Raw genomic sequence first — 1,282 nt, 5'->3', positions numbered from 1 at the left:
ATATATGATGCCGCTGACTACCCTCACATCATCAGTTCTCGGAATGCCATGCGAACGGGAAAAAACGGTCTGATGCGTTCAATTTGCTTATTGGAAAGGTAAAAAAGCTCTCTCATTGTGCCCTCCGTGGCAGCAACTTACGCGCTTCTTTACCTCTTGGCAATTAATGAGTCCTGTGCCTAGTTCATATGTTCCGTTGCCTCAGCATTTCTGTGCTTTTCCGTTGTCGCTCTATCCCGTTCTCAGGCCGAGGCCGCCAGCGCCGTTACCGGATACTGCGCGGCCAGGGTCTGCTGCATCTGGGGAGAAAGCAGGTGCCTGAACTTCTGGGCCACACGGACGACGGCGCGTTCCTGTGCCTTGTCCATTTCCTCTTCCATGACCTGCATGATGTAGCTTTTCACCGCCGGATCCCTGGATTCGTAAATGTCGTCCAGCAGCAACATATTGTTTTCCTGATGCCTCTTCATGTTTGCCTCCTTTGGCTGCTCATCAGGCCCGGCGCGCCACCACCGGACGACCGCCCCGCAGGGCGGTTTCGCTACGCAATATCCATTGCCGCCACGATGGCATCTCCCTTATGCCTCAGATTCCGGCATCTCTCCGGGGAGCGCGCCCAGAGCATCCGCCAGGTCGGGATCGACAGGGACGGCGAAGCCGTCTTCCGCCTGAAGGAAAGCGTCCGTAGCAGCGAAATTCAGAAAATCCTTATCCATAGCATGCCTCCCTGGTTACGGGTATTTCCCCAAAACGCCGTTTGGCGTATCATCCTCCCGACAAAACGGGGGAGGGTATCACTTGTCGGAGGGAAGCTATACGGGACGAGAGTTTTAAGGCGGTGGGGAAGTCAAGCGGAAAAAAAAAGGTGCAGAATCTCGCGTGAAGCGAAACCCTACACCTTCTGATTGCCTGGCGTCACCAACGGGATTTGAACCCGTCTTAGCGGCTTGAGAGGCCGCCGTCCTAACCGGATAGACGATGGTGACAACGTCGTGACCATAATGCGAACAGTATGCTTTGTCAAGTGGTTGCCGCAAGAAAACAGTCACTTTAATAATGATAAAAGTTCTTCAATATTGCCGTTAACTCGAAATCGTTGAAATAACGCCGGAGATTTATTCAACATATCCAGGGAACGAGTAACAATTTGAGTTCGGCGTCCGAATCGCCCAAGCCAGTGACGCTGCAAGGCATTATTCTGTTCTATTTTGAAGGTATTTTGTTTCCCTTGTTGCAAGCGTTGACTCCCCACAACCTCGGCATAACATACATAAAAATCGGA

2 protein-coding genes, 1 tRNA gene, 1 other RNA gene and 1 pseudogene are annotated in these 1,282 nt (G+C 52.1%); all 5 read right to left on the bottom strand.

Annotation, left to right across the window (positions count from 1 at the left end; all coding sequences use genetic code 11):
* Positions 1-242 precede the first annotated feature (242 nt).
* Positions 243-470, bottom strand: a complete 228-nt coding sequence (locus tag ACQRA4_RS13800; RefSeq protein WP_427823623.1) for a hypothetical protein — start codon at positions 468-470, stop codon at positions 243-245.
* A 9-nt stretch (positions 471-479) separates the two neighbouring features.
* Positions 480-544: hammerhead ribozyme type II (locus ACQRA4_RS13795), an RNA gene on the bottom strand.
* A gap of 34 nt (positions 545-578) precedes the next feature.
* Positions 579-716, bottom strand: coding sequence for a hypothetical protein (locus ACQRA4_RS13790; protein ID WP_427823622.1), 138 nt, complete (start codon positions 714-716; stop codon positions 579-581).
* A 194-nt stretch (positions 717-910) separates the two neighbouring features.
* A tRNA-Glu gene (locus tag ACQRA4_RS13785) sits at positions 911-986 on the bottom strand.
* 59 nt (positions 987-1,045) lie between these two features.
* A pseudogene (locus ACQRA4_RS13780) lies at positions 1,046-1,282 on the bottom strand (hypothetical protein); the annotation flags it as partial.

The sequence above is a fragment of the Desulfovibrio sp. SGI.169 genome (genome assembly GCF_050313595.1).
In the GTDB taxonomy this organism is placed as follows: Bacteria; Desulfobacterota; Desulfovibrionia; order Desulfovibrionales; family Desulfovibrionaceae; genus Desulfovibrio.
Note: the sequence above shows the minus strand (reverse complement) of the source record. Positions and strands in the feature narration are given on the sequence as shown.